The 7,511-nt window shown below is 75.4% G+C and carries 6 protein-coding genes; 3 read left to right on the forward strand and 3 right to left on the reverse strand.

Annotation, left to right across the window (positions count from 1 at the left end; genetic code table 11):
* Positions 1–54 precede the first annotated feature (54 nt).
* Both ACFV0G_RS30625 and ACFV0G_RS30630 read right to left on the reverse strand, forming a co-directional pair.
* Entirely contained in the window at positions 55–1,791 is a 1,737-nt protein-coding gene (locus ACFV0G_RS30625; protein ID WP_380555063.1) for a serine/threonine-protein kinase, read from the reverse strand.
* A gap of 174 nt (positions 1,792–1,965) precedes the next feature.
* Entirely contained in the window at positions 1,966–3,558 is a 1,593-nt protein-coding gene (locus ACFV0G_RS30630; protein ID WP_380555064.1) for an MFS transporter, read from the reverse strand.
* Between the two features lie 198 nt (positions 3,559–3,756).
* Between ACFV0G_RS30630 and ACFV0G_RS30635 the strand changes: the two genes are divergently transcribed.
* A complete protein-coding gene (locus tag ACFV0G_RS30635) occupies positions 3,757–4,434 on the forward strand; it encodes a TetR/AcrR family transcriptional regulator (protein ID WP_380555065.1) in 678 nt (225 codons plus the stop codon).
* Positions 4,435–4,633: 199 nt separating this feature from the next.
* A complete protein-coding gene (locus ACFV0G_RS30640) occupies positions 4,634–5,827 on the forward strand; it encodes an alpha/beta hydrolase (RefSeq protein WP_380555066.1) in 1,194 nt (397 codons plus the stop codon).
* On the opposite strand, the gene ACFV0G_RS30645 is transcribed toward ACFV0G_RS30640, so the two are convergent.
* Positions 5,799–6,800: a helix-turn-helix transcriptional regulator gene (locus ACFV0G_RS30645; RefSeq protein ID WP_380555068.1), complete on the reverse strand. Its 1,002-nt coding sequence runs from the start codon at positions 6,798–6,800 to the stop codon at positions 5,799–5,801. The genes ACFV0G_RS30640 and ACFV0G_RS30645 overlap by 29 nt on opposite strands.
* Positions 6,801–6,891: 91 nt before the next feature.
* Between ACFV0G_RS30645 and ACFV0G_RS30650 the strand changes: the two genes are divergently transcribed.
* Positions 6,892–7,470 (forward strand): TIGR03086 family metal-binding protein, encoded by a 579-nt coding sequence (locus ACFV0G_RS30650; RefSeq protein WP_380555070.1) that lies wholly within the window; start codon positions 6,892–6,894, stop codon positions 7,468–7,470.
* Positions 7,471–7,511: the final 41 nt, after the last annotated feature.

Raw genomic sequence — 7,511 nt, forward strand, 5'->3', positions numbered from 1 at the left:
CCCCCGCGGGGGTGCCCGGCCCTCGGCCGTGCTGCGTCCGCCGGCGCGGCGCCGTCAGGGCACCGAGAAGGTGGCGAGCACGGTGGAGAACTGCTGCCGGGTGGCCGTCCAGTCCTCCTCGGGCGAGGACATGTAGACGGCGTACTCGGTGCCGCTCGGGGCGACGAACGCCTGGTCGATCGCGTGCCGCGGGTTGCCCTGCCGGTCGGTGAAGGTGAACTCCCACAGCGCGCCGGGCTGCCCCTGGTAGACGTTGGCCTGGAGGGCCACCCTGCTGTAGTCGGGCTGGGCTGCGACCGTCTGCTCCAGGTCCAGCAGGTGTGCCTCGGCGGACTGGGTGGCCCCCGGTCCGACGCCGAAGCGCAGCAGGTGCACCCCGCCGTCCGGGGAGTAGTCGACCTGGCCGCCGGACTCGCTGCGGGTCCAGCCCTGGGGTACGGCCACCCGGAACCCCGCGGGGTCGTCGACCGAGGTGAAGCCGGCCGGCGCCGGCGTCCCGGTGGGCGTGGGGGTGGGAGTCGGTGTGGGGGTCGGCGTCGGCGTCGGCGTGGGGGTGGGCGTCGGCGTCGGCGTGGGGGTGGGCGTCGGCGTGGGCGTCGGCGTCGGCGTGGGGGTGGGGCTCTGCTGCGCGGCGGGCGAGGAGGCGGCCCGGGCCGGCGTCCCGTGGGAGCCGCGCCCCGCGAGCGCGTAGGCCAGCCCGCCGGCCAGGGCCGCCACCAGGACTCCTGCCACCACCGCCAGGACGGTGCGGCGGCGCCGGCGGTCGGTCTCGGCGGCCGGGGGCGGGGGCGGGGGCGGGCCGCCGCGGCCGGGAGGGCCCGGCGGCTGCGGCAGCGGCTGCACCGGGGTGGGCGGGGTCGTCGCGGTCGGCAGACCGGCCGCGGCGGCCGCCGGGGTGACCCGTTCGGTCGGCAGGCGGGCCGTTCCGCCGGTCGCGGCCGCCGCCTCCCGGAGCATGTCGAGCGCCTGCCGGGCGGAGGCCCGCTCGTCCGGGTCCTTGCGGAGCAGCGCCTCGATCACCGGTGCGAGCACTCCGGCGTTGTGCGGTTCGGGCAGCGGGTCGGAGACCACGGCCTGCAGGGTGCTCAGGGTGGTGGTGCGGTGGAACGGCGACCGGCCCTCCACCGCGGCGTACAGCGTCGCGCCGAGCGACCAGAGGTCGGACTCCGGTCCCGGCCGGTGGCCGCTGACCCGTTCGGGGGCCACGTAGTCCGGCGAGCCGACGATGTCGCCCGTCCTGGTCAGGCCGGGCGAGCCGGCCAGCAGGGCGATCCCGAAGTCGGTGAGGACGGCCCGCCCGCTGCGCTCCAGGAGCACGTTGGCGGGCTTCACGTCGCGGTGCAGCACGCCGTGCCGGTGCGCCTCCTCCAGGGCGCCCAGCACCTGTTCACCGACCCGGGCCGCGTCGCGCGGCAGCAGGGTGCCCTCGGCGGCGATCACCTCCGCCAGCGAGCGGCCGTCGACCAGCTCCATGACGATCCACGGGCGGCCGTCCTGCTCCAGCACGTCGTAGACCGTGATCACGCTGGGGTGCTTGAGCATCGCGGCGGCCCTGGCCTCCTGCTCCATCCGTGCCTGGAGCGCCGGGAGGTCCTCGTCGGGGATGCCGGCGACGCTGAGCTCCTTCACCGCGACGTCGCGGGCGAGCTTGGCGTCCCGGGCGACCCAGACGGTGCCCATCCCGCCGCGGCCGAGCCGCCGCCCCAGCCGGTAGCGCCCGGCGAGCAGCCGCCCGGTGCCCGGGTCGGGGGCGTCACCCGCCGGTGGCTCCTGGCCGTCCGCTCCGTGCATCGCCGTTCCCGCACCCTCCGCGGTCCACCGCGGCCGCCGTGGCGGCGGCCGCGCCGGTCCCAGTCTGGGCCCGCTGCCCCGGCCCGGCGACCGGACGGCGACGCACCGCACCCGGCCGGGAACGGGTCCGGGCCGGGTGCGGTGTCGTGCGTGTACGGGGGCTCCGCGGCGCGGTCAGATGTGCACGGCGGGGCCGGTCTCGGTGGCGCCGCGCTTGGTCAGCAGGCCGAGGCCGGCGGCGACCAGGGCCACCGCGCCGGCCACCAGGAAGGCCACCGACATCCCGCTGACGAACGAGGTGTGCACGGCGCCGGCCATCGCGTCGACCACCGGCTGCGGGGTGCCGGCCGGGGCGGGCGGGGCGATGCCCAGCTGGGCGGCCTGCTCGAGGCCCTCGGCCTGCGCGCCCTGCACCGGCGGCAGGCCGGCGGCGGCCCACTTGCCGGGCAGCACGTCGGTGACCCGGGACGCCATCACGGCGCCCAGCACGGCGGTGCCCAGGCTGCCGCCGACCTGCATCGCGGCCTGCTGGAGGCCGCCGGCCACGCCGGACAGCTCCAGCGGCGCGTTGCCGACGATCACCTCGGTGGCGCCGACCATCACCGGGCTGAGGCCGAGGCCCATGAGGACGAACCAGAGCGCCATCACGCCGTTGCCGGAGCCGGTGGTCAGGGTCGACATGCCGGCCATCGCGGCGGTGGTGAAGAGCATGCCCACCACGATCGGGATCCGCGGGCCGACCTTGCCGATCGCGGCGCCGGCCAGCGGGGCGCCGACGATCATCATGCCGGTCATCGGCAGCAGGTGGACGCCGGCCTGGACCGGGGTCATGCCGTGCACGTTCTGCAGGTAGAAGGTCACGAAGAAGATCCCGCCGAAGAAGGCGAAGGCCATCAGCACCATCAGCAGGGTGCCCGCCGACAGCGGCACCGAGCGGAACAGGCTGAGCGGGATCAGCGGTTCCTTCGCCCTGGTCTGCCAGAGCGCGAAGAGCACCATGGCGATGAGCGCACCGCCGAGGAAGACCAGCGTGGCCGGGTCGCCCCAGCCCCAGGTCGGAGCCTTGATGATGCCCCAGACCAGCATGAACATCGCGCCGGAGAGCAGCACGATGCCCGGGATGTCGAAGGACTTGGCGGCGTTCTCGCTCCGGGCGTCGCGCAGGATCCACAGGCCGAGCGCGAGCGCGACCAGGCCGACCGGGATGTTGATGAAGAAGACCGACTGCCAGTTCACGTGCTCGACCAGCAGGCCGCCGACGATCGGGCCGGCCGCGGTGGAGGCTCCGATCACGCCGCCCCAGATGCCGATGGCCATGTTGAGCCGGTCGGCCGGGAAGGCCCCGCGGAGCAGGCCGAGCGCGGCGGGCTGGAGCAGCGCGCCGAACAGGCCCTGCAGGACGCGGAAGGCGATCACCATCTGGATCGAGGTCGCGAAGCCGATCGCGGCCGAGGTGGCGGCGAAGCCGGCCGCGCCGACCAGGAAGGTCGCCTTGTGGCCGAACCGGTCGCCGATCTTGCCGGCGGTGACCAGGAAGACGGCGAGCGCCAGCAGGTAGCCGCTGGTCACCCACTGGATGTCGGCGGGCGAGGCGCCCAGGTCGGCCTGGATCGCCGGGTTGGCGATCGCCACCACCGTGCCGTCGAGCGCCACCATCATCACGCCGACGGCGACGGTGAGCAGGGTCAGCCAGGGGTGGCCCTTGAGGCCGCGCCCCCCGGCCGGCGGCGGTGCCGCCTGCTGGCTGTCGAGAACGGACTGACTCATCGTGCGTGCCTTCCCCTGGTGACCTGGACGCCGCGGCCGGTGCGGCCGCGGGCATGGGTGTGGCGCCCCGGCCCACCCGTCCCCACGAGTTCTTCGGCCTGGCGGGCGCCACTCGGGAACATTATGTCAGCTGCTGACATTCGGCAAACTGTGACGGGTGGCACTTCCTGCCATATGTCAGACCGCTATCGTTGAGCCATGGCCACGCCGCTCACCGACTCCACCACCGACCCCGGCTGCCGCGTCCTCGGGCTGCGCGAACGCAAGAAGCAGCGCACCCGGGACGCCCTGGTCGACGCCGCCCACCGGCTCTTCCTGAGCCAGGGCTACGGCCGCACCACGGTCGACGAGATCGCGGCGAGCGTGGACGTCTCCCAGCGCACCTTCTTCCGGTACTTCGCCAACAAGGAGGAGGTCGCGCTGGCCGTCATGGCCGACGCCGAGGACTACTTCATCGAGTGCCTGCGCAAGCGGCCGGCCGCGGAGAACCCGCTCCAGGCGATGCGGGCCGCGATCACCGAGGCCTGGCTGGTGCTCGGCCGGGACGACCAGAGCGGCCCCGGCGGGGTCACCGCCGCGCTGGAACTGTTCGAGCTGCTGGAGAACAGCCCGACCCTGCTCGCCGCCCACCTGCGGCGCACCACCGAGCAGGAGGGCGTGGTGGCCGGCATCCTCGCCGAGCGCGAGGGCCTGGACCCGGCCGCGGACCTGCGACCCCGGCTGCTCGCCGCCGTCTTCGGCGCCGTCGTCCGGATCTCCCACCTGTCCTGGACGTCCGACAACGCGGCCCACGCCGCCGGCCCGGACGGCATGATCACCCTCATCGAGCGGCACTTCGACCAGCTGGGACCCGCCCTGGCCGGCTCCTGGCGCTGACCCCGGGGGGCCGGCCGGGGTAGGAATCGGTATCAACCTGACGCCACGCCAGGTCCCCCCTGTGTGTGACCCAGCGCACCGTTTAGACTCTGCTCACCCCCGGCCGGTGGCGCATACCCTGGCTGGCACGTAGTTGGCAGTCGTACCACCATCGGGCACCGCCCGCTGTGACGGTCACCGGCCCGAGGAGAGTACGCCCATGCAGCGCAGGCGGCGGGTCAAGCGCATCCTGATAGGCGCGTTCGCCGCCTCCGCCGTCCTGGTGGACGCCGGTGCCGCGGCCGCCCAGGCGGCGGCCTCCAACGAGCAGGTCGCCATCACCACCCCGCCGGCCGGCAGTGCGGCCTGGGTCGAGGACGAGTCCCTCGGCCGTGCCCTGCCGGACCCGGCCACCGCCGACGCACCCACCGTCGCCGCGTTCTTCGCCTCGCTGACCGAGGCCGAGCAGGACCGCCTCGTCCAGATCTACCCGCTGGTGGTGGGCAATCTCGACGGGGCGCCGCCCGCCCTGCGCTACCGGGCCAACCGGCTGGCCGTCGCCGACGAGCGCGACCGCTCCCGGGCCCGCGCCGCCGACCCCCGGCTCGGCCCGGTCGAGCGGGCCGCCGCCGAGGCCCGGGCCGACGACACCGCCCGGCTGCTGCAGAAGGGCCGGCAGATCCTCGCCTTCGACCCGCGCGGCCGCGGGCTGGTCAGCGAGGTCTACGGCGACCTCGCCACCGCCGACCGGATCTCGGTGCTCGTCCCCGGCTCCGACGCCGACCTCGGCCACTTCGAGCAGTCCGGCGACCCGCTGCGCGGCGTCTCCGGGATGGCCAAGGCGCTGCTCGCCGAGGAGCACCGGCAGAGCCCGTCCGCCAAGACGGCCGTGATCGCCTGGACGGGGTACGTCACCCCGTCCGGACTCGGCCCCGACGCGGTCACCTCCCGCCTCGCCGAGGCCGGCGTGCCCCGCCTGCTGCGGCTGCTCGCCGGGCTGCGCGAGACCTCCTCCACCAGCGTCCCGCCGGCGCTCTTCTGCCACTCGTACGGCTCGGTGGTCTGCGGCGAGGCCGCACCGCGGATCAAGGACCGCGGGGCCACCGACGTGGTGGTCTTCGGCAGCCCCGGGATGGGCGTGGAGACCGCCGGCGAGCTGGGCAGCGGGGTACGGGTCTGGGCGACCCGCAACCCCACCGACTGGATCGGCAACGTGCCGTACCTGGAGGTCGGCGGCCTGGGCCACGGCGCGGACCCGACCACCGCCGAGTTCGGTGCGGTCGAGGTGTCCTCGCAGGGTGCCGCCGGGCACACCGGCTACTTCGCGAACTCCACCGCCAGCCTGCACAACTTCGGCGCCATCGCGCTCGGCGCCTACCAGGACGTCACCCTGCGCGACTCCCGGCAGCCGTAGCGTCCCCGTCGCCGTCCCGGTAGAGGGCGACCACCTCGGCGGCGGCGGCCGCCAGCAGGGCGCGGGCCTCCGGCGGGGCGAGCACCTCGACGTCGCCGCCGAAGGCCAGCAGCGCCCGGGCGGCCGGCAGCACCCGGAAGCCGAGGTCGACCTCGCTCCACTCGCTGTCGCCGACCGGCCGGGCGGGGCCCAGCTGGTGGTTCCCGTGGATCCGCAGCAGCAGGTCGAGCCGGTGGCGGCGCACGCGCACCCGCACCGGCACCTCGTCCGGGATCCGCTCCACCTGGTCGCGCAGCTCCGCCCAGACCCCGGCCGGCTGGGCGCCCGGGCGGCGGCGCACCGGCTCCTCGGCGACCGCGGCGGCGAGCATCCGGTCCGCCCGGAACAGCCGCGGCGCACCGTCCAGGTCGGCCACCAGGTACCAGACGCCGGCCTTGTTCACCAGGCCGTACGGGTCCACCGTGTACCGGCTGGGCGCCGGGTCGCCGCTGTGGCGGTACGTCAGTTCCAGCCGCCGGTCGGCGAAGACCGCGGTCTGCAGGATGCCGAGGTCGACGGCGGCCGCCGGCTCGCCGCTCATCCAGCGGGCCGGGTCGACCAGGATCCGCTCGCTGGTGCGCTCGGCGGCCGGGCGGTGCGGCGCGGGCAGCGCCGCCATCACCTTGCGCAGCGCCGAGCCGATCGCGTCGCCGAGGCCGAGCGCCTCGTGCGCGCCCTGCGCGGACAGCACGAACAGCGCCCGGGCCTCGTCGCCGGTCAGCCCGGTGACGTCGGTGCGGTAGCCGGGCAGCAGGTTGATCCCGCCGTGCCGGCCGCGCTCCGCCCAGACCGGGACGCCCGCGGCGGAGAGCGCCTCGACGTCCCGGTACACGGTGCGCACCGACACCTCCAGCCGCTCGGCGAGCTCGGGTGCGGGAACCCGTCCGCGGGTCTGCAGGAGCAGCAGGATCGACAGCAGTCGGTCGGCCTTCACGGATTCAGGATAAAACCTGACGGCACGTGTCAGGTTTGCCCGGGAGAGTGTCGCTCGTCAGCACGGAACCACCGCACCACGAGGAGTTGCCATGACCGCCACCGCCGACCCCCGCCCCCTGTACCTGCGCGCCGTCACCCAGCTGGAGAAGGTCGTCGCCGGGGTCACCCCGGAGCTGCTGGAGCGGCCGACCCCGTGCTCGGCCTACGACCTGCGGGCGCTGCTCGGCCACACGGCGGGCGGCATGCACCGGATCTCCTACGTCGGCGAGGGCGGGCTCTGGTCCGACGTGCCGGCCGCCGGCGGGGAGATCGAGGACGGCGACTGGGTCGGCGCCTTCGGCCGGGCGCGGGCGCGCTGGACGGCGGCCTGGCAGGACGACGCGAAGCTGGAGCGGGAGTTCGAGGTGCCGTGGGGCCGGGTGCCCGCGCAGGCCGCGCTCGGCGGGTACGTGATGGAGGCGGTCACCCACACCTGGGACATCGCCCGGGTGGTCGACCCGTCGGCGGTGCTCGACGAGGAGCTGGCCGAGCTGGTGCTGGGGATCGCCCGGCAGGTGCTGCCCGCCGAGGAGCGCTTCCCCGGCGTGCCGTTCGGCCCGGTGCAGCCGGCGCCCGAGGGCGCCGGGGCCAACGACCGGCTGGCGGCCTGGCTCGGCCGCACGGTCTGAGCCGCCCGGTGCGGGCCGCGGGGTCCTGTCTCTTATACCCC

Source organism: Kitasatospora sp. NPDC059571, assembly GCF_042735675.1.
Lineage (GTDB): Bacteria > Actinomycetota > Actinomycetes > Streptomycetales > Streptomycetaceae > Kitasatospora.